Below are 23,337 nucleotides of genomic sequence, written 5' to 3'. Positions count from 1 at the left end.
CCCCCTCGTGAAACATCGATGCTCGTGGCGGCGTCACTGAGAGGACGGCCATCCCCTGCCGTCCGACGACCCCCACAGTCGTACGCTCGACTCTAGCGGAGAACTCCCCCTTTACACCGCCCGGGCCGAGGTCCATAGTGGGCCTCGTGGGATCCGAGGACAGCCCGGCGCTGTCCGTCACCTGGGCGCACCGTGCCGAGCAGTCGGCATCCGCCTGGGCGCGCGCACACGCCAGGGGAGAGGTTCCGAGCGTCTGGCCCTACGGGCTGGACGCTCTTCGCGACCACGCCGTCGTGGAGGTCGATGAGCTCCCCGACCCCGGCCGGATCGCACGGCTCCGCGCACGCGCCGGCGTCGGCCCGCGGCCCCGTGCCGGGTTCGCCATCGCGTGGGACGAGAACACCGCCTATCGTCTGCAGATCCTGCGGCCGCGGACGCGGTACGCCGCTGGCGTCATCTGGCTCACCGACATGGCGGCGGCCGGCGCTGCACCCGGTCGACTGGTGGCGATGCTGCGGGCGGCCACGGCGCTCTGGGTGCTGAGCGAGGCACAGGTCGTGCCCCTGCAACGGCTCCTCGGGGCCGACGCGCCCCGCATCTTCGTCGTGCCGTTCGGGATCGACCACGAGTTCTTCGGCGCGCGGCCACCCGCCGCCCGACCCCGGATCGTCAGCGCCGGCAACGATCGCGACCGGGATCCCGCGACGCTGTACGCCGCGCTCGCCCTGGTCCTCGCTGCGCGCCCGGGAGTCGACGTCGTCGTGCAGTCGCCCTCCGCGCTGCCGCCTCCGGAGGGCGTCCGGCTCGTGCGTCGGCTGCCGCACACGGAGCTCCGCGATCTGTACGCGACCGCGAGCGTCGTGGTGACCGCGACCCGCCCCAACCTCCACGCGTCAGGGATGACCGTGGCGCTGGAGGCTCTGGCCACGGCCCGCCCCGTGGTGGTCTCGGACACCCCTGGCATGCGCGATTACGTCAGCGCCCGCACCGGTGTCCTCGTCCCGCCGGAGGAGCCGGAGGTGCTGGCGGAAGCATTGCTCGGAATGCTGGACGATCCCGACCGCGCCGCCGAGCTGGGTCGGCAGGGCCGGATCGAGGTCGAGCGCCGCTTCACGACCGCGACGATGGTCGACGCCCTCGTCCGCGGTCTCCGAGCGGACGGCTGACGTCGACGCTCAGACCGAAGGGGGCACGTCGCTGATGATGTACTTCGTCTTGCCGCCCGTGTAGGGCAGGGAGTCGACGAAGTCGGTGCGCACCGGCACCTCGTTCGCGATCCGCTCCTGCAGTGCGGCGACCGCGCTCTCGATCTGACTCCGCGCCTCCGCGCCGTCACCCTCCACGACGCGGATGGTGATCGAGTGATCGGCGAGCTGGTGGATCTGGAAGAGACGCACGGCTTCCGGGTGTGCGGCGAACATCCCCATGAGGCGGTGCGCGAGCACGGTACCGCTGGGGAGACGGATCATGTCCGTCGTCCGCCCCTGAGGCTGCTCCATGAGCGGGAGGGCACTGCCGCAGCGGCAGGGTTCCGATCGCAGGATGCCCTTGTCGCCGGTGCGATACCGGATCAGCGGGAAGACCCTGTTGCGCAGATCCGTGATGACGAGGTCACCCAGCTGGCCGGGGGCTGCGGGGGCCCCGTCCTCGTCCACCACCTCCACCCGGCGGACGTCGGCGAAGACGTGGAGACCGTCGCGATGAGCGCATTCCCCGGCGATCCATCCGAATTCGGAACCGCGATACTCGTCGTGGACGGGAGCGCCGAAGACCGACTCGAGCCGTGCGCGGACGGAGGCCGTGAGCGGCGCCGCCGTCGTCGCGATCGCCTTCGGGATGGGGACGCTCAGCTTCCGGCGCTCCAGGAAATCGGCGAACTCCAGCATCGCTCCGACGTACCCCTCGATCAGGCGCGGTCGCGTCGCGGTGAGTCGTCGATGGAACGCTTCCATCGTCTGCTCCGAGATCAGACCGGCGTCGAGGTAGACCTGAGTGGTGGGCCACCAGGCGAGGTCGTTCTTGATGGTCGCCAGCCGCCCGAAGTTCCAGCGACCGACCCGGGCGAGGTCGTCGTACGGCTCGATCCCCCACCAGGAGTACATCCTCCAGCTCAGGGCCAGAGCCGGCACCCTGGCGTCGTGGAGGGTGGCGAGGGGCTCTCCCGTGCTGCCGCCCGTCAGAGCAGGTCGCGCACTGGCTTCCGTCGCCTCGGGCGTGCGCATCTCCGCCGCGTGCTGCTTGACGGTCGCCCGGTCGAGGATCGGCAACGACGCCCAGGCTTCCGGATCGGTCAGGGAATCCGGGCGGACGCCGAGCTCCCGGTAGCGGGCGCCGTAGAACGCGGAGGAGTCCATGGCGAACGCCGCGATGTCCCGAGCGAGCCTGTTCTGCATACCGGCGAACTCGGCCGGGGCCAAGTGCTCGTTCGAGAGGAGTTCACGGTGGAAGGCTCCCGCTCTCGCCCGTACGGTCGCGGCCTTGGCGCGGAAGAACGCGCCCTTCAGTGATGCGGACATGGATGGAGCCTCTCGTCATTGAGCGGGCGGGTGGGAGGGTGGGTCAGACGCGGTGGCGGCGCCGACGCTTGTGTGCGACGCCCTCGCGGAAGGCGTCCCGGTGGGCACGGCCGGCGTCCGCCCATTCGCGGCGGGAGAGGTCGGGTGCCCCGGTCAGCGTCGATGCCGCCCGCCAGGCCTCGACCACCGCTGCGGCGTCGAGGTCGCCGTCGTACAGGAGCACCCACTCGGCGCCCACTTCGCGCGCCAGCGCCTCATTCGCCTCGTTCCGCGGCACCAGCACGGGCCGTGCCATCGACAGGGCGGCGAGGACGCTGCCCGAGTTGTGCATGAAGCGGTAGGCCAGAACGATCAGCTCGGAGGAGGTGGCGAGCTGGACGAGCTCGGCATCGCTCAGGAAGTCGAGGTGCAGTTCGACGGCGGGGAGACCGGACGTCCGTTCACGGAGGTCGTCGCCGAGCTCGGGGGTGGAGGGGCGACCGCCGATCTTCAGGCTCAACGTCGGCTCGATCGTCACCGCCTCCGCATAGGCGTCGATGAACCCTTCGAGCCCTTTGTAACGACGCACCCCGCCGAACGATCCCAGCCGACCGGGCACACGCTCGGCGGAGGGGAACGCGGCGTACCAGTCGCGGTAGTGACCGTGCAGGATGAGGCTGTGCGGCGTGCCCGGAGGGAGCGGCGTCGTCTCGTTGATGACGATCCGATAGTCGGTGTGCCGATCGATGGACCGCAGCAGCCACAAGCGTGGCGCGTTGTCATCGGGAAGCTCGATGTTGTGGACCGTCCGCACCACGGCGATACGTCGAGACAGGCGGTGCCTGGCGACGAGGGCCGCCGTGAGGAGGAACTTGCCGGTGGACTTCCACCAGGTCGATCCGTGGAGCTTGGCCTCGGGCCAGTGCCAGTGGAAGGCGTCGTAGCGGCCGAAGAGGGCGGTCTTCCACGAGAACCGGAGATGCTCCAGGCCCTCCGTCGTCCCCAGGGCCTCGTCGAGCATCTTGTTGTACGGATTCGTCGTGGGGCGCGGGGCGCCGAGGGACTGCATCACGCGGATGCTCGACGCGGATTCGGTCATCGTGTTGTCCTCCGAGGGGCGACGGTATTCGTCGTAGCGGCGGCCGAGAGCGGCGGCGATGGTGCCGCGGCCGCGGTGGATCAGGCGGGTGCCGCGGGCGTGATGGGCGATGTTCGAGGTCGCGGCGCCGAAGGCTCGACGTGCTGCACCGACGACGATCCGGGCGATCCCACCGATCAGGGAGCGCACCCGGAGCAGACCGCGGCGCAGCCTCCCTCGGGTGAGCTGCAGGTCGATGCGGGTACCGGCATTGGCCGAGCTGAACGCCCGCTGCGCCGCCCACGCGCGGCTGAGGCGCGCGGCGACGACGAGGTCCTCGGTCTCGGACTCGTTGCACCAGACGATGCGGCCGCCTCGGCCGACGAGTTCGCGGGTGAAGAGCGTGTCCTCGCCGCCGCCGAGCCCGAGGGACGGGTCGAAGCGCACGCCGAAGCGGCGCACCGCTCGGAGGTCGAGCAGCAGGTTCCCCGCCGCGGCGACCGAGAGCACGGTCCCGGTCGGGCGGGGCGGACGACGGAACGTGCCGGATGCGAGCAGCCAGGGATCGACGTCGTCGTCGAACACGGAGATGACGCGGCCCATGACGGCATCCGCGTCGAACGCGCGCCAGGTGGTGATCAGCGCCGAGAGCCAGCCGGCACGGGGGACCTCGTCGTCGTCGATGAAGGCGAGCAGGTCGCGGTCGGCGCACTCGTCCAGCAGCCGGTTCCGCGCGGCCACGATGCCCGGCGTCGGCTCGACGACGTACCGGACGGGCAGGGCGGCGTTCGCGGCCACCTCGCGCGCGGAGCCCGCGGCGTCGTTGTCGACGACCAGCACCTCCACGTCCACGCCGAGGTCCGCACACTCCGCGATCCGGTCAGGGAGTGCGCGCAGCAGCGCCGCCAGCAGCTCCGGCCGTCGGTAGGTGGGTACGCCGATCGTCACGGCGATCGCGTCGCCCGTCCCCGGTCCCCTCGTCATCCGCCTCATCCCCATGGCAGTCGTGCGCCTGTCTCCCCGCGCCGGCTCATCGTACCGTGAACGACGGGTGCGCCGAGCCGCCTCTGGCGTATAGTCGGTGTCCTGGGAGTCGACGCCGGTCGCGACTCTGGGGAATTCGACCGGCGACCCGAGCGGACCGTGTGGGCGGATCCGGGGGGAGGATCGCGTGTCAATCGTGCACGGACGGCTGGCCGTCGTCGTCGTGAACTACGCCTCGGCGCGGCTGCTCGAGCGCAACCTGGTGCTCGTGGAGCGCGAGGCTCGTGCCGTCGACGAGGAGGCCCTGGTGGTCGTCGTCGACAACTGGGCCGGTGCCGCGGAGCGCGAGGCCGCCGTCGCGGTCGCGGAGGCGCACGGATGGACCCTCATCACCCCCGAGACGAACAGCGGATTCGGCGGCGGCGTCAACATCGGGGTCGCGCGGGCGCTCGCCGACGGCGCGACCGACGTCCTCGTGATCAACCCGGACGCGCACATCGACCGTGCGTCTCTGGCGCGCCTGGCCGCGGTCACCGCGGCCTCGCGCACGACCCTCGCCTCGCCGGTGATCACCGACTCCGAGGGACGCACCTGGTTCGCCGGCATCGACCTCCTGCTCGACGACGGCACGATGCGGGCGCGTCGCAAACGCCGGGCGGACGACGCGCGCCCCTACGAGCCGTGGCTGAGCGGTGCCTGCCTGTGGATCACCCGCGAGGTGTGGGCGCTCTCGGGCGGCTTCGACGACGAGTACTTCCTCTACTGGGAGGACGTCGACTTCTCGCGCCGGGTGGTCTCGGCCGGGGGGACGCTCGTGCTCGTCGAGGAGGCGACGGCCGTGCACGACGAGGGCGGCACGCAGCGCGCCGAACCCCAGCTCGCGAGGGCGAAGTCGGAGGGCTACTACTTCTACAACATCCGCAACCGGATGCTGTACGCGGTCCGGCACCTCGACGACGAGGCCGTGCACCGCTGGCGCCGGTCGATACCCCGTACCGCCCGCGAGGTGATCCTCCGCGGCGGCCGCCGACAGCTGCTGCATTCCGCCGCTCCGCTGCGCGCCTACGTCCGCGGGTGTGCGCGAGGCCAGACGGATCGCGCGCCTGTCCGGCACGGAATCGAAGGGAACGTCATGGTCGTAGACGCCTACCGTCAGCTCGCCAGGGCGCAGAAGGGCCATGCCCGCGGCGCCCCCGCCTACTCGGTCTACGTGAACCGCAGGCTCGGACGCGTGCTCGCCGCGCTGGCGTTCCGGCTCGGCCTCACGCCGAACCAGGTGTCGATCATCAGCGCCGTCCATTCGTTCGCCGCCATCGGCCTCATCGCCTTCGCCCCGGTCACGGTGCCGCTCGGGCTGCTCATCGCGCTCCTCCTCGTCCTCGGCTATGCGTGGGACTCCGCGGACGGTCAGGTCGCGCGGCTCCGCGGCGGCGGGAGCCCGCAGGGCGAGTGGCTGGACCACTTCATCGACACGCTCAAGATCGCGTCGCTGCACCTCGCGGTGCTGATCGGCCTGTACCGGGTCCTTCCGGAGTCGCCGGCGCTGCTGCTGATCCCGATCGTGTTCAGCATCGTCGCCTCGACCACGTTCTCGGGCATGCTCCTGAACGACCTCCTCAAGGGCAAGCACGCCGTCGCGTCCACCCATGAACGCGGCGGAGGCACCCTGCGACGCTCGCTCATGCTGCTGCCGACCGACTTCGGGCTGGTCTGCCTCGTCTTCGTCCTCTGGGGCTGGACGCCGGGATTCCTCGTCGCGTACAGCGCGCTCTGCGCCGCCGCGGTCCTGTTCCTCGCGCTCGCCGCGGTGAAGTGGTTCCGCGAGATCGGAAGGCTCGGTGACCCGGCATGACCGGCGGCTCGATCCTCATCGTGTGCGCGGCCAACGTCTGCCGGTCGCCGCTGGCCGAGCTGGAGCTGCGGCGCCGGCTCGGGGAGGGCTCCTCGCTCTCGGTGCGCAGCGCCGGCGTGCGCGCCAACGACGGAGACCCGATCTGCGCCGACGTCGCGTCGCGGCATGCCGACGAGGACTGGCGGGCACGGGCGCAGGCGCATCGAGCCCGCGAGGTCACCCCGGAGATGCTGGCCGCAGCCGACCTCGTGCTGACCGCCTCGCGCGATCTCCGAGGGGAGCTGGTGCGGGCGGCGCCGGAGCACCGCGACCGGATGTTCACGCTGCGTGAGGCCGCGCACCTCGGCGTCGGGTTCGCGCCCGGCGGCTCCGATGTCATCGCCGACTACGTCGCTCACCTCGACCGGGCACGGACGCGTGCGGTGCCCCTCAGCGGCTCGCCGGGTCGCGGCGGCGGGCTCCGGCGTCTCCTCGGTCGTCGCTCCGTCGAGGACCCTGCCTCCATCGCGGATCGGCACGGGAGTCGGGGTCATGCCGGCACCCTCTCCGAGGTCGAGCAGGCCGTCGACGCGATCGGCGGGCAGCTCGGGAGACAGCGCCGACACTCCTCCTGACCGGAGGGTTGTGGTTTTCCACGGTCCGCACTACCATTAGCCGACGCCGTGTTCTGCATGGCTGGGGGGAAACCGGAGCCGAGGGGGCTCCGGCTGGGGATCTGGGTTCTGGGGAGCTGCAGTGTTCACTGTTTCAGCATGCCGTTCTGGGGACGGCTCATCACGCGCACGCCGTGCGCTTTTCATCGCGCCCGTCGTGGCGCTCGCGCTCGTGTTCGCCGGATGCACGGCGGCACCGGACACCGCGGCGTCGCCGGAGCCCGAGGGCACCAGCACGACCGACTGGACGCCGCCGGCCGATCCCGACGCCCAGGGGCCCACCGAGGCCCCCGCGCTGACCGAGGAGAGCGGTGCGCTGGACGCGGAGATCGCGCTGTCCACCGACATGGTCGTGACCGTCGACGACATCTCGACCACCGAGGTCACCCCCGAGACGCCGGGCGAGTATGCCGGCTCCGCCGTCGTGGTGACCGTGAAGGTCGCCAACGACTCGAAGCGGGCGCAGAGCATCGACTCCGCCGTCGTCAGCCTCGTCACGGACGACGGCGACGTCGGGGTGGCCACCACCGCGGGTCCGAACGAACCTCTCCATGGAGAGCTGGCCGCCGGCGACGAGGCCACGGGAACCTACGTCTTCATGCTCGACCCCACGAAGGGTCGCGCCGTGAAGATCAGCGTGAACTACGCCGCCGGCGAGCCGGTGGCGACCTTCGCGGGCGAGCTCTCCTGAGCCGTGGGCGCGACGACTTTCACCGCGTCTCGTACGTGACATTTTCGAAGAAGAGAAATCTGGGGCTGGGGAGCAACATGGGTAAGACATCCACTTCGAGGCGGGCGCTGAGCGCACTCGCGTCGGTCGTGACGGCGGCGCTGCTGATCACGGGCATGACCACGCTGGGGGCGACCGGGGCCGCGGCGGCGGATTCGCCGTCGACGCCGCCGCCGCTGCTGCAGCGGAACGACGACGTCGTGACGTCGGACCCGATTCCGACCGTGCAGATCGACAACGGCTACGTGTGGTCGCAGACCACGATCGGGTCGACCGTCTACGCGGTGGGCAAGTTCGACAACGCCAGGGCGCCGCTCGCCGTACCGGGGACCAGCCTCACCGCCCGGTCCAACGTCCTCGCATACGACATCAACACCGGTCAGCTGCTCTCGTTCGCACCGCAGGTGAACGGCGTGATCAAGGCCGTCGCCGCCTCGCCGGACGGCAGCCGCATCTACATCGGCGGCTCCTTCAACTCGGTCAACGGCCAGACGCGCTGGAACTTCGCCGCGCTGGACGCCGTGACCGGGCAGCTGGTGCCCGGGTTCTCGCCCTCGATCGGCGGCAGCGGCGTGTACGCCCTCGCCACCTCGGGCTCGAGCGTCTACGTCGGCGGTCTCTTCACGCAGGGCAACGCGACCCCGCGGAAGAACCTCGCGGCCTTCTCGGCGACGAACGGCGCGCTGCTCAGCTGGGCGCCGCAGACCGACCTCCAGGTCGACGCCATGGTGATGGACCCGGCGGGTCAGAACGTCATCGCGGCCGGCCGCTTCTCCCAGGTCAACGGCGACCTGACGATGCGCGGCACCGTCGCGCTCGACAAGACGACCGGCGCGGTGGACAGCGGATGGGCGCTGCCGCAGACGGTGAAGAACGGCTCGAACACGGGCGCGAACTCGGGCAAGGCGGGGATCTTCGGCCTCGCGGCCGACGCCAACGCCGTGTACGGCACCGGCTGGGTCTACGCGGATGCGGCCACCGGCAACCTCGAGGGCACCTTCGCGGCCGAGGCCGGAAGCGGTCAGGTCCGCTGGATCGCGGACTGCCTGGGCGACCACTACGGCGTCTACTCGACCGGCAAGACGGTCTACACCACCAGCCACACCCATGCCTGCAGCACCATGGGCATGCACCCCGAGCAGAATCCGCGCACGCACCGTTACTCGGAGGCGTACACCGCCGACGCCCGCGGTCTGCTGGGCAACCAGCCCGCCGCCGGAGGCACGTACAAGAACTGGGCCGGGACGCCGGCGCCCTCGGCCTACGCCTGGACGCCGGACTGGGCCGTGGGCGTGACCACGGGCATGGGTCAGGCCGGACTCTCGATCACCGGTGCGGGGAACATGATCTCGATCGGCGGCGAGTTCCGCTCCGTGAACAACGGCCGCTTCGAGGGACTCGTGCGGTTCTCCACCAACCCGCCCGGCGGCGCGAAGGACGGCCCTCGGCTGTCGGGGGCGAACTGGACCGGCACGGCGCAGTCGTTCATCCCTGGACGCGCGCGGATCTCGATCCCCGCGAACTGGGACCGTGACGACCTCACGCTGACCTACGAACTGCGTCGGACCGGCACCACTGCCCCGGTGGCCACCGCCACCGCCCGCGGCACCTGGTGGGACCGCCCCTCGGTGAACCTCGAGGACAAGACCGCAGCTCCCGGATCGACGCAGGAGTACACCGTCGTCGCGAAGGACAGCGCGGGCAACTCCGTCTCCAGCCAGGCGATGAGCGTGACCATCGCGGCCGGTGCCGTGTCGAACTACGTCAACGCCGTCACGGCGGACGGCCCGCAGCTCTACTACCCGCTCGGCACCGCCGCGCAGGACTGGGCCGGGTCCAACACCCCCGTGTTCGGCACGGGCGTCACCGCCTCGACCTCCGGGGTGGAGAACACGGCGACGGGCGCCTCGACCTTCACCGGGACGAGCGCGGGACGCGTGGCCTCCGGGAGCAAGATCGCCGCGCCGTCCGAGTTCTCGACCGAGCTCTGGTTCAAGACCAACACCACCAGCGGCGGCAAGCTGATGGGCTACGGCGCCGCGGCGTCGGGTGAGTCGACCAGCTACGACCGTCATCTCTATATGACGAACAACGGGCGTCTCGTCTTCGGCACGTACAACGGCAGCACGCAGACCGTCCAGAACGACGCCGCGCTCAACGACAACGAGTGGCACCACGCCGTCGCGTCGCAGAGCGCGGAGGGGATGAAGCTCTACGTCGACGGCAAGCTCGTGTCGTCGCTCGCGGGGGCCACCACGGCGGAGAACTACACGGGATATTGGCGTATCGGCGGAGACAACCTCGCCGGATGGCCGTCCGAGCCGAGCTCCAAGTACTTCAAGGGGGCGCTGGATGAGGTCGCGGTCTACCCGTTCGCCCTCACGGCGACCCAGGTGAAGACGCACTACGGAATCGGCAAGGGCTTCCAGGCCCCGACCGCTGCCTTCACCGCCACGCCGACCGACCTCGCCGTCGCGTTCGACGCGGAGGCTTCGGCGCCCGCGGGCTCGGCGACGATCGCCGGCTATCGGTGGGACTTCGGCGATGACTCGGCGACGGCCACCGGCAAGACGACGAGCCACACGTACGAGGCGTCCGGCACCTACACGGTGGCGCTGACCGTCACGGACAGCAACGGACTCGCCACCACGGCGGAGAAGCAGGTCGTGGTGAAGGCACCGAACGTCCTGCCGACGGCGGCCTTCGAGACGACGGCGAACGGGCTGTCGGTCTCGGCCGATGCGTCCGCCTCGACGGACTCCGACGGCTCCCTCGCCTCCTACGCATGGAACTGGGGGGACGGCACCACTTCGACCGGTCAGGTCGCGACGCACGTCTACGCCACGCCGGGCACCCGCACGGTGACCCTGACGGTGACCGACGACCGCGGCGGGAGCGCGTCGACCACACGACAGGTCGAGGCGACGCATGCCGACCCGGTCGCCGCCTTCACCGCGACCGCGTCGGGGCTGAGCGTCAACGTCTCGGCAGCCGGATCGAGTGCGTCCGACGGCGCGACGCTGTCCTACTCGTGGAACTGGGGCGACGGGTCTCCCGCCGGTTCCGGGGCCACGGCAGGCCACACGTACGCCGCGGCCGGCGCGCATGACATCACCCTCACCGTGACCGACAGCCTCGGCGCGTCCAAGGCCGTCACGAAGACCGTGACCGTGACCGCGCAGGTCTTCGCCGCGTCCGACGCGTTCGGTCGTGTCGTGTCCAGCGGCTGGGGCGCCGCCGACAAGGGCGGCACCTGGGCGCCGATGAGCGGCTCCGCCGCAGCGCTCTCCGTCGGCGACGGCGTGGGCAAGGTCAACCTGGCACCCGGTGACACAAGGGAGATGCTGCTGCAGGGCACGTCCCTTCTCGACACGTCCGCGCGGATCACCTACACGCTCGCCTCCGGGCCCTCCTCCGGGGCGGCGTACGAAGGTCTGGGCGCACGGCGTTCCGGGTCCTCGGGCTACCGGGCTCTCGCCTGGCACCGTCCTGACGGCACCACCTGGCTCGTGATCCACCGCAACGGCACGGCGATCGCCAGCACCGCCGTCTCCGGTCTCTCCTGGAGCGCGGGCAGCTCGTTCTCGCTCCTGATGGAGACGACCGGGTCGTCCACCACGACCATCCGCGCCAAGCTGTGGGCGGCGGGGTCTGCGGAGCCCGCCAACTGGCAGCTCACCACGACGGACGCGACGCCGGCTCTGCAGGTCGCCGGTGCCCCGACGGTGTTCTCCTACCGGTCGGGCAGTGGCACCGGCACCAACCTCGCCAGCTTCGACGACTTCACGCTGAAGAACCTCGGCACGCCGGCGCCGGAGCCCGAGCCGCAGCCCGAACCGGAGCCCGCGAACGTCGCTCCCACCGCCGCGTTCACCGCGACCGCGACGAACCTCACGGTCGCCGTGGACGGCAGCGCCTCGACCGACTCCGACGGCACGATCGCCTCGTACGCGTGGGACTTCGGCGACGGGACGACCGGCACCGGTGCGACCACCAGCCGCACCTACACCGCGGCGGGGACCTACACCGTCACCCTCACGGTGAAGGACGACAAGGGCGCCACGCACACCACCAGCAAGCCGGTGACCGTGACGGCGCCTCCCGTCGACCCGCAGCCCGAACCCGAACCCGAACCCGAGCCGCAGCCGGCTCCGGTGGCGGACGACGGCTTCGACCGCACCGCGGGGCCCGGCTGGGGCACCGCCACGGTCGGCGGGGCGTGGACGATCGCCGGCGGTTCGCAGGCGGCGGCGACCGTCGCCGACGGCCAGGCGAAGCTGAACCTCATCGCCGGCGACACCCGGCATGCGACGCTCAACACCACGTCCGTCGCCGATGCGGTGCTCGAGACGCAGTTCCGGGTCGATCAGGCCCCGGCCGCGGGTGGCGCCTATGTCGGCGTGATCGCGCGGCAGTCGGCGGCCGGGAAGTACTTCGTCCGCGCCTGGCTGCGTCCTGACGGCACGGTCTGGCTCGTCGTGCACCGCGAAGGGACCGTCCTGCGCACGCAGGCCGTGCCCGGACTGGTGTGGGCCGCGAACACCTCGTACAACCTCGAGGTGTCCGTGACGGGGACGACGTCGGCGACCCTCTCCGCCAAGTTCTGGCCGACGGAGACGACGAAGCCGGCAGCCTGGCAGATCACCACGACCGACGCGGCACCCCTGGGTGCGGGTGCGGTGGGACTGAGCGGCAACCGCTCTGGCAGCGCGACCGCGCCGCTCGGCGTGTCGTTCGATTCGTTCCGCGTCACCGCACCGCAGTAAGATCCTGACGCATGGCCACTGCTGTCCCGATCGCGCTCCTCGCCTTCGGTGGAATCGCGGCAGTGGCCATCGTCGTGTTCGCACTCCGGCTGCTCCCGCGTACCGCCTTCGTCGTGTGGGCGGTCGTGCTGTTCTTCGTGCCTCTCTGGGTAGGGGTGAACATCAGCTTCTACTGGGCGGCGATCACCCTGCTCACCGTCCTGCTGATCATCGTGAACTGGTCGGTGGTGCCGTTGCGGGCGGCCGATGCCTGGGTCGCCGCGTTCGTCCTCGTCGTCGTCGGGTTGTACGGGTTCGGCGCGGTCGACCTGGCCTCCCTCGTGGCATCGCTTCTCGAGTGGGTGATCCCCTACATCTGGGGGCGCGTGGTGCTCGCTCGCATGACGACCGAGTGGGTCACCTCGACGATCGCGGTCGTGGCGATCGTGGCCGCCGCTCTCGCGGTCGTCGAGTTCCTCACCTCCTTCAACCCCTTCGTCCTCATTCCCGGGTCCGGCGTGGTGTACGACACATGGAGCCCGCTGCAGGAGCGCGGCGGGGTGCTGCGTGCGGAGGGGGCGTGGGGGCACTCGATCGCGCTCGGCGCCGCGCTGGCGATGTCCTCCGCGTTCGTCGTGGCGACACGATGGCGACTGTTCCCGAAGATCGCCGGCATCGTGCTCATCGCCACCGCCACGGTCTTCACATTCAGTCGGGCGGGCCTGCTCACACTGGTGTTGACACTCCTCCTGTCCACCTTCCTCATCGTCGGGGTCTCGACGCGCTTCCGGGTGACGGTGGCCGTCGCCGGGGTGATCGGCACCGCGATCGTCATCCCCGTCATCGATTCCGTCTTCGGTGCCGCGGGGGACGAGGCCGGAGGCAGCGCCGACTACCGCACGGACCTGCTGGTCCTCCTGGAACAGGTGCAACTGTTCGGGAACCCCGGCGACTGGCATTCCCTCGTCTCCGGCGACTACTACCTCGGATACTTCGCCCGGTCGGTGGACAACGCCCTCGTGCTCACGCTCCTCCGGTACGGGTACGTGCCGACCCTGCTCATCATGGCGGCCGTCGTCTGCGCGGCGCTGATGGCCGTGCGGCGCTCGACGCGGAGTCCCGCCGCCCTCGCCGTCGTCGGACAGCTCCCGAGCCTGGTCGTCGTCGCCCTCATCACGCAGTACAGCATGTTCCTGTGGTTCTGCGTCGGGCTCGCGGTGACCTGGGCGCGCGACGCCGGAACGCGATCCACCACCGCGGAAGAGGCCTTCCTGCGGGATCTCGGGACGGCGTCACCGCCGGCGACGACCGGACCCGCTCCACAGGTGCGGCAGACGTGAACGGGCCGTGCAGATGGCTCCTCTAGAATCGAGACCTCAGGGGGAATGGGGAGTCATGGCCGAGAGCCGGGTCAGCCTGCGTGTCATCGCGGGCTCGCTGCGCAAGTTCTGGTGGTTGATCGTGCTGTGCGGCGTCGTGGGCGCCGCGGGGTCGTACGGATACGCGTCGCTGCAGACGCCGTTGTTCCAGGCGACGACCTCGCTGTACTTCGCGCTGAACCAGGGCACGAGCGCCTCGGACCTCAACCAGGGCTCCGTGTACACCCAGAGCCAGATGCTGTCGTTCGCCCAGCTGGCGACGAGCTCGCGCGTGCTCGATCCGGTTATCGAGGAGCTCGAGCTCGACACGACGCCCCGCGCGCTCGCGAGGGACATCGAGGTGACCATCCCGCAGAGCACCGTCACCCTGCGGATCACCGGCATCACGGACGGCCCGGAAGCTGCGGCCGAGCTCGCGAACGCCGTCGCCGAGCAGCTCATCACGGTCGTCAAGGACGTCGCTCCGAAGGATCCGCAGGGCGAGTCCACCATCACCGCCGAGGTCATCGACGACGCCGTCGTCCCCGAGTTCCAGTTCACTCCGAGCAAGCCCAGGGACGCGGCCCTCGGCGGTTTCCTCGGAGGCGTGCTCGGCCTTGCGGCCGCCGTGCTCATCGGTGTGCTGGACACCCGTGTCCGCAACGAGGAGGCGCTGACGCAGGCCGGCGGGGATCCCGTGCTCGGCGTCGTCTCCAAGTCGCCGCTGCTGGAGGCGCGGGGAATCGCCGTCGCCCAGGAGCCGCTCGGCCACACCTCGGAGGAGTTCCGCCGCATCCGGTCGGCGCTCGCGTACGCGAACGTGTCGTCCCGGGTAAAGGTGCTGCTGGTGACCTCCGGTATGCCCGCCGAGGGCAAGTCGACCGTGTCGGTGAATCTCGCGATGACCCTCGCCGCGCTCCGTAATTCCGTCCTGCTCATCGACGCCGACATGCGCCGCCCGCGTGCCCACGAGCACGCCGGCATCGACGGTTCGGTCGGACTCACGAGCGTCCTGCTCGACGAGGTGGAGTTCGAGGTGGCCAAGCACCGCGTCGCGGACACCACGCTGGACATCCTCCCTGCCGGGACGATCCCGCCGAACCCCGCCGAGCTGCTCACGTCGGCGCGCATGGCACAGCTTCTCGACTTCGCCGCGGCGGACTACGACTACGTCGTGATCGACTCGCCCCCGACGCTGAGCGTCGCGGACGCCAACCTCCTGGCCACCCAGACGGACGGTGTCATCCTCGTCGTCGACGCCACCAAGACGCGGCGGGCGGCACTGGCGAAGAGCATCAAATCGCTGGAATCGGGCGGCGCCCGCATCCTCGGCACGGTCCTCAACCGTGCGCGTCCGGACCGGCATCGCAGCGAGTACTACAGCGAGTGAGCGACCCGCCGTCCTCCCGGGGGGAGGCGTGCAGCATATCGGCGGAAGGGCTCGAATCGTTTGCCATCGTCCAGACGGGCGGTTATTCTTCATGGGTTGCGAGGGGGGCTCGCACTTTGTCGCCGGGGTTGAAACTGCGGCGAAGCGTGGGTGATCGTGTATTCCACCCCAGAAACGGTGACATCGTGTCCTTTCCGTTCCCTGTTCGTCTCTCATCGCCAGCGGCGCCACGGCGTCGCCATCGCCTGCTCGCGGGTGCCCTGGGCGTCGCCGTCGCGCTCTCCGGAGTGCTGATCGCCGCACCGGCCTCCGCGGCGGTCGCCGCCGCCTCGCCTTCGGCCCGACCGGCGGCAGCGTCTGCGGGTCCCCTCCTCTCCGACCCGATGAACCGCACCGTCGCCTCCGGCTGGGGCGCCTCTCCCGTCGGGGCCTGGCGTGTCGTCGAGGGTGCGTCGAGTGTCGGGAACGGGCAGGCGATGCTCGCCAGCAGGAAGCCCGGGATCACGGCGCGGGCGACCGTGGCCGGGGTGACCGCGGCGGATGTGTCGAGCCGCTACACGGTGACGGTCCCTGCCCTCCCCGTCGGCGGTCCGCTCTACCTGGCCCAGGCCGTCCGCATCGTCGGCAAGGACTCCTACGGTGTGCGTCTCCGCGTGCACCCCGACGGCTCCGCCTACGTGTCCGTGGTCCGGATGACCGACCTCACCACTGTGCAGAACCTGAGCGAGCGACGACTCCCCTTCCCGGTGACGACGGGCATGTCGCTGCGCGTCGCCCTCGACGTGACCGGGACCAGTCCGGTGACGCTCGCGGCCAAGGCCTGGGCGGCAGATGGGGACGAGCCGTCCGCGTGGCAGGTGACGCACGCCGATTCCTCGGCCACGCGGATCACGGCCGCGGGTGGTTACGGCTTCGCGCTGTACACGTCCTCCGGAGCGAAGGCCGCCGTCCCGCTGGCGATCGACGACGTGCTCGCAGCCGCGCCCGCGCCGGTCGCGACTCCGACTCCGACTCCGACGCCGACGCCGACGCCGGCTCCCGCCCCCGCGCCGAACCCGGCTCCCGCGCCGAACCCGCTTCCGGTTCCCCCGGTGACGCCGACCACCCCGGTGACACCCGCTCCGCCCGCCACCCCGGCCGGTGTCCGCGGGAAGCCGGGCGCCGCCGCCCCGGGGTCGCTGTCGTACCCGGCACCCGCCACCGCGATCTACGCGGCGCCGGGCGGATCGGACGGCGCTGCCGGTACGAAGAGCTCGCCGGTGCGCACGATCGCGGCCGCGCTGCGGCTGGTACCGAACGGCGGCACCATCGTGCTCCGCGGTGGCACCTACCACGAGGAGATCGTCGTGCCGCCGCAGAAGCGCGTCACGATCCAGCCCGCTCCGAACGAGGCGGTCTGGATGGACGGCGCGAGGACCGTCACCGGCTGGAAGCCCGCAGGCAAGACCTGGACGGTCGACGGCTGGGGGACCGCGCTCGACTCGAGCCCCACGTACACGAAGGGAGCGCCCGACAACACCCAGCCGGAGTGGCGCTTCGTCGATCCCGCGCACCCGATGGCCGCGCATCCGGACCAGGTGTGGGTCGCGGGCGTGCAGCTGCGGGAGGTCGCCTCCGCCGCGCAGGTCGTCGCCGGGACCTTCTTCGTCGACGATCGGGCGAAGCGGCTCGTGATCGGCACCGACCCGACGGGCAAGCCCGTGGAGGCGAGCGTGCTCACCCAGGCGCTCTCGATCCGGTCCGCCGGATCCGAGGTGCGCGGCATCGGCATCCGCCGGTACGCCACCAGCGTGCCCCAGATGGGGACCGTCATCGCCGCAGCGAGCGACATCACGCTCGCCGACGTGACGATCCGCGACAACTCGACGACCGGCTTCTACTCCTGGGCGCCGAGGACGACGTTGACGCGCGTCTCGTTGATCGGCAACGGTCTCCTCGGTGGCGGCGCCTCCCAGGCCGACGGCTTGAAGGTGAAGCAGATGCTCTCCGTCGGGAACAACGCCGAGCGCTTCAACCACTCCCCGGTGTCCGGCGCGTTCAAGGTCACCCGGACGCGCGGAGTGACCGTCACCGACAGCGCGTTCACGGGGAACGCCGGTCGTGGTCCGTGGTTCGACGAATCGGTCATCGACATCGTCTTCACGGGTAACGACGTGATCGGCAACACCGGTCACGGTGTCATGGTCGAGCTCTCGGAGCGGGCGGTCGTCGCCGACAACATCATCGCCCGCAACGGCGACTTCGGGCTGTTCGTCCTGAACTCCGGCAACGTGAAGATCTGGAACAACACCTTCGTCGGCAACGCCAACCGGAACGTCAGCATCGGTCAGGACGGTCGCCGAGCCTCCGACCCGAACGCGGCGGGCCACGATCCGCGCACGCGCTTCGCGCCGCTGGCGCCGTGGATCGTGCGCAACACCGTGATGTCCAACAACGTCATGGCGGAGAGCGCGGGCAACTGCCTGGTCTGCGTACAGGACTACTCGACCACCTTCACCGGTGCGCAGATGATGTCGAGCGTGAACGGCAACCTCTACCACCGCACCGCCCCCGGCACGCCCCGATGGTTCTCGGCCTGGTCGAAGGGATCCGTCTCGCGGGATCCGGCGGTGGCAGACACCCTCGCGGCGTTCACCGCGGCGACGGGTCAGGACCGCCGCTCGCAGTTCGTGCAGGGAGCCTCCGTGGTGTCCGCCACGTACGTGCTGGCGCCCGCGCAGGCGCAGCGTCAGGCCGCAGTGGCGGTCCCCGTGCCGGCGGATATCGCCTCGGTATCGCGACTCCCCGGCAACAGCGCGACGCTGGGAGCCCTGCCGCGGTGACGATCTAGGTATGGGTTCTCTTCTCGCTGTCGGCGCCCGCGCGCTGACGATGGTCATCGCGCTGGTCTGCGGCGTTCTCACGACGCGGATGATCATCGGAGACGCGGGCGTCGGCAGCTTCGCCCTCTACACGCTGCTCACGACGATCCCGTCGCTGCTGACCTTCACCGATCTCGGTAGCGGCGCCGTGCTCGTGAACGCCGTGGCCACGAGCGACGACGTGAGGACGGACGAGAAGCTCCGCTATCAGCTCACGTCGGTCGGCCGGGTGCTGCTGATGTTCGCGGCCTCCGCCATGGCGATCAACACCGTGCTCCTGGCCACCGGTGCCTGGGAGATCGTGTTCGGCGATGCCGGAGGAGAGCCGGGGGCGTCGCTGGCCGCCTTCTTCTGCGTGACGATCTTCTGTCTCGGTATCCCGCTGGGCATCTGGGCGCGGATCATGCTCGGGCAGCGCAAGAACCACATCGTGATCCTGCTGCAGGGCCTCATCTCGCCGCTCACGCTGGCCGGGGTGTGGCTGCTGCTGACGTTCGGTGGCGAGAATCTGCATTCCTACGCGGCGATCGCGTCGTTCGCGGCCTCGCTGATCGTCTCGATCCTCGGCGTCCTCATCACCGCTCGGACCACGTCTCCGTTGATCCCCGAGGCTGCGCGCATGGTTCTGCGCCCGCGACGGTTCCCTGGCGTACGGGTGATGGACGTGGGATGGCCGATGCTGGCTCAGATGGTGACGTATCCGATCGCGGTGGGGTCGCAGCGGTACGTGATCGCCCAGCTCGGCGGTCCGACCGACGTCGCCGAGTACGGTGTGGCCGGGCAGGTCTTCTTCGCGCTCAACGGTCTGGTGATGGCCGGTGGGCTCGCGCTCTGGCCGCATTTCGCTCGCATGCGACACCAGGGCGATCTCCGCCGCGGACCATTCCTGCTCTCCGGACTGTTCGCCGTGGCCGTCGCCCTCGCGACGGTGGTGGTGTGGCTCGTCGGGCCGTGGCTGTTCGGGTTCATCACGCAGGGAGAGCTGGAGGTCCGGCCGACCACGATCTTCGCGTTCGGCCTCATGATCATGCTCACGGCGGCTGTCTACCCGCTCGGGATGTTCATCATGGACAAGCCCGGGATCCGATTCCAGGTGATCCCCACCCTCAGCATGGCCGCGGTCGGGGTCACCCTGGCGTTCGTCCTCACACCGATCCTCGGTATCGCCGGTCCGCTCCTCGGTGTCGCCTTCGCGCTCCTGGTCTGTCAGCTGATCCCGTTCTCGATCTACATCGTGCGTCATCGGGCGCGGCTCACGGCCGAGGCCGCCGTCTCGGCGTGAGCCCAGGTCGCGTGCGCCCGGCGCCGTGCGGATACCCGCGGGTCGTCAGTCGAGGACGCCGGCGGTGACGCCGGCGCGGTAGACCGCAGGTGCGTGCCGACGCAGGGCTTCGTCGCGGCTCTCGGCCACATTGCCCACGAGGTCGTCCCACCGTGCGCACACGTCGTCGAGTGCGGCGGCGATCGCCGGAGCATCGTCCGGTGCGACCAGCTGCGCCGTGGCGTAGCCGCCCGCGGCCTCGCGCAGACCGCTGCTGTCGCTCGCGATGACGGGGCGGAGCCCCAGAACGCCCTCGACGGCGGTGTTCCCGAACGGCTCGTCCACCCGGGAGGGCACGACCAGCACGTCGGCTTCCGCGAGGAACGGCCAGATGTCGGCGTGGAATCCCGCGAAGGTGACGGAGACCCCGGTCTCTGCGGCACGGGCGCGCAGTTCGCGCTCGTACCATTCGTATCCCTCGAAGACCGCCCCGAGGAGCGTGACCTCGACGGGCCGCCCCTCCGCCTGCACTGCCGCCGCGGCGTCGATGACGAGGTCGGGACCCTTCCGAGGCGAGAGCCGCCCGACGTACAGCACGCGGAGGGCGCCGTCGATCCGGGGCCGCGGCGGCGCGGGGTGCGGTGGCGACGCGACGCCGTTGGCGACGATCCGGGTGCGGTCGGCGAGAGCGGGCAGCGCGCGCCGGATGGTGTCAAGGCTGAAGCGGCTGTTCACGAGGGTGCGGACGGAGGCGAGGTGCGGCATGTAGAGCAGGCGGTTCACCAGCGTGCTCCCGGAGGCCTCCGCCTCGTGCACGTGACTGACCGCGCGAGTGCCGCGGAGTCGGGCCACGAGGGGCCATTGCGGAATGATGATGGTCGACACGTAGACGGCGTCGGGGCGCACGCGTCCCATCAGACGCCATGCGGCGCCGAGGCCCCGGAACATGTCGCGGAACAGGCGGGGCAGACCGCGCGGGGTGAGCAGCACCTTGCGCAGGACGAGCATCGGCAGGATGACGACCTCTGCTCCGGCGGCGCGCAGCGGCGGGACGAGCAGACCCGAGCTCGGAAGGGCGACCACCACACGGGCTCCGGCCTCCACGAGACCGATCGCGCTCTCGAGGAGCATGCGGTCCGACCCGAACATCTCGGCACCGGGATGCACGAGAAGGACGGTCTTGCGCTTCACGCCGGTGGTCATCGTGTCGCGTCCGCGGGGGCGGGGGCCCAGTCGGCGCTCCGTCGGCGCGCACGCCGGGCGGACGCGTGGACGCTGGATCCTTCGGACAGACGGCGGGCGAGGTCTTCGTACTCGTCCGCGACGTCGTCCCAGCGGAAGCGCGTGCGGGCGATCTCCTGCACCGCGGCTGCATGCGCGTCGCGGGTCGTGGGGTCGGCTTCGGCGGCCGCGACGTGGGTCGCGACGTCGTCCGCGTCGGCGAAGAACCAGCCGTTGCCGGCGAGGACCTCCCGGTTGAAGGGCACCTCGTAGCCGATCACCGCGGTGCCCGCACCCATGGCGCGCAGGAGCGACGGGTTGGTGCCACCGACGGAGTGGCCGTGCAGGTAGGTGGCGGCGTGGGCGTAGAGCCCGTCGAGGAGCTCCTGGTCGTAGACGCCGCCCACGAGGCGGATCCGCTCGTCGCCCTCGGCGGCGTTCCGGATCTCCTGGATGTATCCGGCGGCGTACGGCGCGGAGCCGACGACCACGAGCGGCAGTCGCGCGGCGCTGGCGCGGTATCCGCGGACGATCTCGAGCACGTGGTTCTCCGGCTCGAACCGAGCGACGACGAGGTGGTAGCCGTTCGGAGTGAGGTCCATCTCGGCCAGGCGGTGCGTCGGCGGCTGATCGAGGATCGGCGCGCCGTATCGGATGAGCTCCGTGGGCACGTCGAACTGGTGGCGGTAGTAGTCGGAGATGCCGGGGGCGTCGGCGATGAGCGCGTCCGCGGTGCGGACGCCGAACTGCTCGGCCCAGCGATAGTACGCCTTGCCGCGGGGACCCCACTTCGACCGGCGCCACTCCAGACCGTCCATGTGCAGGGCGACGGGCGCCCGGCGCAGCCGGAGCAGCGGGAGGAACGGCGAGTTCGCGGCGTTGAAGACGAAGGTCGCGTCGGGGCGGCGGTGGAAGAGCAGATGCAGGGCCGACAGCCCGGTGTGGCTGAGGGTCTCGATCTGCTTCACCGGGACCGCGGGGAGGTGCACCACGCGCATGCCGAGGTACTCCTTCTCGCGGTGCTCGGAGCCGCGGGTGTACACGACGACATCGTGGCCACGGTCGGCGAGCCGTCGCCCCACCTCTTCGATGGCCGTCTCGAATCCGCCGTAGGCCGCAGGCACGCCGCGGGTCCCCACCATCGCGATCGTGAGGGGTGTCGTAGTGCTCATCCGCTCAGTATGCCCCGCTCGGCTGCGCCATGACCTTCGCGGTGCGCCACATGATCTGCAGATCGTTCATGACGGACCAGTTCTCCACGTAGCGCAGGTCGAGCCGCACGCTCTCGTCCCACGACAGGTCGCTGCGTCCGGAGACCTGCCACAGACCCGTGATCCCGGGCTTGATGTACAGGCGGCGGAACACGGTGCCGTCGTAAGCGGTGACCTCGCTGGGCAGCGGCGGCCGCGGACCGACGACGCTCATGTCGCCGACCAGCACGTTCCAGAACTGCGGGAGCTCATCCAGCGACAGCTTGCGCAGCACCTTCCCGACGCGGGTCACGCGGGGGTCGTCCTTCATCTTGAAGAGGAGGCCGGCGCCCTCGTTGTGGTCCTTCAGCGCCGCGAGCTGCTTCTCGGCGTCGGTGCGCATGGAACGGAACTTGACCATCTTGAACGTACGGCCGTCCCGGCCGACACGCTCCTGGAAGAAGAACACGGGCCCCGGAGAGTCGAGCTTGATGAGAGCGCTGAGCACAGGTGTGAGCAGCGCGATCGGAATCAGCGCGATGGCGGCCACCAGTACGTCGAGGGCGCGCTTCAGCAGGTGGACGCCGCCCTCGTAGGTCGGGATCTTCACCTGGATCAGCGGCAGGCCGTCGACCTGGCGGAGCGAGATGCGAGGACCCGCGACGTCCGTCAGGCGGCTCGAGAGGACGAGCTCGGCGGCCGTGCCTTCGAGCTGCCAGCTGAGCTGCTTGACGAAGTCGGGGGACCCCTCGGGGCGGCTCGCCACGATGATGGTGTCCGCCCCGAGCTGTGCCGCCGCGGGGGCGACGGTGTCCAGATCGCCCACGACCGGGTAGATGCTCTCCCCGATCCTGAGCGCGCCGGCATTGCGATCCAGCAACGTCGTCCCCACGACGTGGTAGCCGTTCTCCCCGCCCTTCTGCAGGGAGTCGATCACATACTCGACGTCCTCGGTGGCGCCGACCACCAGTGTCCTCGACGCGAACCGTCCGGACAGGCGCTGCCGCTGCAGCCAGCGACGCCAGGCCCAGCGGGCGAAGAGGAGACCGAGCATGCCGACCGGGAGCGCGATGAAGAACAGCGGCTGCAGCCCTTCCCACTCCAGGAGCACGCCCGCAATGGCGGTGATGCCGAAGGCGAGACCCGCCGCGTGCGCGACGCGACGGTACTCCGTGGCCCCAGACCCGAAGATGGCGGCGGCTCGGCTGTTGAGCGCCGACAGCATCAGGTACCAGGCGAGACCCAGCAATGCGGCGTTGCGCACGGCCTCGATCACCGTGACGCCGGTGAGCAGCTGGACCGCCGCCGTCAGTGCGACGGCGATCAGGATGACAGCCGCATCCGTGATCCGCAGCCGCATCCGATAGCGACGCTCCCACTGCAGGCGTCGTTCGAGCGTCGCCGAGACACGCGGCGTGCTCGCCGCATGCGTCACCGACGCGGTCGCCCGCGGAGCCGTGATCGGCGTGAAACCCGTACGAGCGATGCTCAGAGCATCCTCGACGGAAGTCATGCCGAG

General features: G+C 70.5%; 14 protein-coding genes. 9 read left to right on the top strand and 5 right to left on the bottom strand.

Annotation, left to right across the window (positions count from 1 at the left end):
- Positions 1-146 precede the first annotated feature (146 nt).
- A complete protein-coding gene (locus AB1285_RS12615) occupies positions 147-1,166 on the top strand; it encodes a glycosyltransferase family 4 protein (protein WP_187663187.1) in 1,020 nt (339 codons plus the stop codon).
- 9 nt (positions 1,167-1,175) lie between these two features.
- Here the strand turns inward: AB1285_RS12615 and AB1285_RS12610 are convergent, their stop codons facing one another.
- Both AB1285_RS12610 and AB1285_RS12605 read right to left on the bottom strand, forming a co-directional pair.
- The gene (locus AB1285_RS12610) at positions 1,176-2,516 is read right to left on the bottom strand and encodes a phenylacetate--CoA ligase family protein (RefSeq protein ID WP_429977471.1); all 1,341 of its coding nucleotides are present in this window, start codon (positions 2,514-2,516) and stop codon (positions 1,176-1,178) included.
- 43 nt (positions 2,517-2,559) lie between these two features.
- Complete coding sequence (locus AB1285_RS12605) at positions 2,560-4,557, bottom strand: glycosyltransferase (RefSeq protein WP_232089169.1); 1,998 nt, start codon at positions 4,555-4,557, stop codon at positions 2,560-2,562.
- Between the two features lie 1,132 nt (positions 4,558-5,689).
- On the opposite strand from AB1285_RS12605, the gene AB1285_RS12600 reads away from it, so the two are divergent.
- The 8 genes from AB1285_RS12600 to AB1285_RS12565 all read left to right on the top strand — a co-directional run bounded on the left by AB1285_RS12600 (position 5,690) and on the right by AB1285_RS12565 (position 19,428).
- Positions 5,690-6,409 (top strand): CDP-alcohol phosphatidyltransferase family protein, encoded by a 720-nt coding sequence (locus AB1285_RS12600; RefSeq protein WP_363444774.1) that lies wholly within the window; start codon positions 5,690-5,692, stop codon positions 6,407-6,409.
- Positions 6,406-7,023: a hypothetical protein gene (locus tag AB1285_RS12595; RefSeq protein WP_187663190.1), complete on the top strand. Its 618-nt coding sequence runs from the start codon at positions 6,406-6,408 to the stop codon at positions 7,021-7,023. The genes AB1285_RS12600 and AB1285_RS12595 overlap by 4 nt, the downstream gene beginning before the upstream one ends.
- Before the next feature lie 196 nt (positions 7,024-7,219).
- Positions 7,220-7,753 (top strand): DUF4352 domain-containing protein, encoded by a 534-nt coding sequence (locus AB1285_RS12590; RefSeq protein WP_187663191.1) that lies wholly within the window; start codon positions 7,220-7,222, stop codon positions 7,751-7,753.
- A gap of 77 nt (positions 7,754-7,830) precedes the next feature.
- On the top strand, positions 7,831-12,558 hold the full coding sequence (locus AB1285_RS12585) for a PKD domain-containing protein (protein ID WP_366237372.1): 4,728 nt from the start codon (positions 7,831-7,833) through the stop codon (positions 12,556-12,558).
- A gap of 11 nt (positions 12,559-12,569) precedes the next feature.
- A complete protein-coding gene (locus AB1285_RS12580) occupies positions 12,570-13,877 on the top strand; it encodes a hypothetical protein (protein ID WP_370428392.1) in 1,308 nt (435 codons plus the stop codon).
- Positions 13,878-13,932: 55 nt separating this feature from the next.
- On the top strand, positions 13,933-15,285 hold the full coding sequence (locus AB1285_RS12575) for a polysaccharide biosynthesis tyrosine autokinase (protein WP_370428391.1): 1,353 nt from the start codon (positions 13,933-13,935) through the stop codon (positions 15,283-15,285).
- Between the two features lie 185 nt (positions 15,286-15,470).
- Entirely contained in the window at positions 15,471-18,107 is a 2,637-nt protein-coding gene (locus AB1285_RS12570; protein WP_370428390.1) for a right-handed parallel beta-helix repeat-containing protein, read from the top strand.
- Positions 18,108-18,117: 10 nt separating this feature from the next.
- Positions 18,118-19,428 carry a hypothetical protein gene (locus AB1285_RS12565; protein WP_187663194.1) on the top strand — a complete coding sequence of 437 codons (1,311 nt, stop codon included), beginning with the start codon at positions 18,118-18,120 and terminating at the stop codon, positions 19,426-19,428.
- A gap of 45 nt (positions 19,429-19,473) precedes the next feature.
- Here the strand turns inward: AB1285_RS12565 and AB1285_RS12560 are convergent, their stop codons facing one another.
- From AB1285_RS12560 to AB1285_RS12550, 3 genes are read right to left on the bottom strand one after another with little or no spacing between them, the layout of a single operon-like run.
- Entirely contained in the window at positions 19,474-20,610 is a 1,137-nt protein-coding gene (locus AB1285_RS12560; RefSeq protein WP_429977470.1) for a glycosyltransferase, read from the bottom strand.
- Positions 20,607-21,800, bottom strand: coding sequence for a DUF1972 domain-containing protein (locus AB1285_RS12555; protein WP_370428388.1), 1,194 nt, complete (start codon positions 21,798-21,800; stop codon positions 20,607-20,609). Before AB1285_RS12555 ends, AB1285_RS12560 begins: the two co-directional genes overlap by 4 nt.
- Before the next feature lie 4 nt (positions 21,801-21,804).
- A complete protein-coding gene (locus AB1285_RS12550; RefSeq protein WP_268777657.1) occupies positions 21,805-23,331 on the bottom strand; it encodes a sugar transferase in 1,527 nt (508 codons plus the stop codon).
- Between the last annotated feature and the right edge of the window lie 6 nt (positions 23,332-23,337).

The organism is Microbacterium sp. NRRL B-14842 (assembly GCF_050470785.1).
This window is presented reverse-complemented; position numbering and strand designations above follow the sequence as displayed.

Excerpts from the sequence above, each read along its gene's own strand:
- AB1285_RS12595 (WP_187663190.1), top strand. The coding sequence starts at position 6,406 with ATGACCGGCGGCTCGATCCTCATCGTGTGCGCGGCCAACGTCTGCCGG.
- AB1285_RS12605 (WP_232089169.1), bottom strand. The coding sequence starts at position 4,557 with ATGACGAGGGGACCGGGGACGGGCGACGCGATCGCCGTGACGATCGGC.
- AB1285_RS12560 (WP_429977470.1), bottom strand. The coding sequence starts at position 20,610 with ATGACCACCGGCGTGAAGCGCAAGACCGTCCTTCTCGTGCATCCCGGT.
- AB1285_RS12585 (WP_366237372.1), top strand. The coding sequence starts at position 7,831 with ATGGGTAAGACATCCACTTCGAGGCGGGCGCTGAGCGCACTCGCGTCG.
- AB1285_RS12550 (WP_268777657.1), bottom strand. The coding sequence starts at position 23,331 with ATGACTTCCGTCGAGGATGCTCTGAGCATCGCTCGTACGGGTTTCACG.
- AB1285_RS12575 (WP_370428391.1), top strand. The coding sequence starts at position 13,933 with ATGGCCGAGAGCCGGGTCAGCCTGCGTGTCATCGCGGGCTCGCTGCGC.
- AB1285_RS12555 (WP_370428388.1), bottom strand. The coding sequence starts at position 21,800 with ATGAGCACTACGACACCCCTCACGATCGCGATGGTGGGGACCCGCGGC.
- AB1285_RS12610 (WP_429977471.1), bottom strand. The coding sequence starts at position 2,516 with ATGTCCGCATCACTGAAGGGCGCGTTCTTCCGCGCCAAGGCCGCGACC.
- AB1285_RS12600 (WP_363444774.1), top strand. The coding sequence starts at position 5,690 with ATGGTCGTAGACGCCTACCGTCAGCTCGCCAGGGCGCAGAAGGGCCAT.
- AB1285_RS12580 (WP_370428392.1), top strand. The coding sequence starts at position 12,570 with ATGGCCACTGCTGTCCCGATCGCGCTCCTCGCCTTCGGTGGAATCGCG.
- AB1285_RS12565 (WP_187663194.1), top strand. The coding sequence starts at position 18,118 with ATGGGTTCTCTTCTCGCTGTCGGCGCCCGCGCGCTGACGATGGTCATC.